This window comes from Vibrio variabilis (assembly GCF_003263785.1).
Lineage (GTDB): Bacteria > Pseudomonadota > Gammaproteobacteria > Enterobacterales > Vibrionaceae > Vibrio > Vibrio variabilis.
This window is the reverse complement of record NZ_JYJK01000038.1, coordinates 1-205: the sequence shown is the minus strand read 5'-3', so window position 1 is coordinate 205 and position 205 is coordinate 1. Positions and strand designations below refer to the sequence as shown.

The 205-nt window shown below is 50.2% G+C and carries 1 rRNA gene; it reads right to left on the bottom strand.

Annotated features, from left to right (window positions below):
* Positions 1-196, bottom strand: a 16S ribosomal RNA gene (locus TZ48_RS04485); the annotation flags it as partial.
* Positions 197-205: the final 9 nt, after the last annotated feature.

Genomic DNA, 205 nt, shown 5'->3' with positions numbered 1-205 from the left:
GCTATTATGCGGTATTAGCCATCGTTTCCAATGGTTATCCCCCACATCAGGGCAATTTCCCAGGCATTACTCACCCGTCCGCCGCTCGACGCCGTTAACGTTCCCCGAAGGTTCAGTTAACTCGTTTCCGCTCGACTTGCATGTGTTAGGCCTGCCGCCAGCGTTCAATCTGAGCCATGATCAAACTCTTCAATTTAAGATTTTG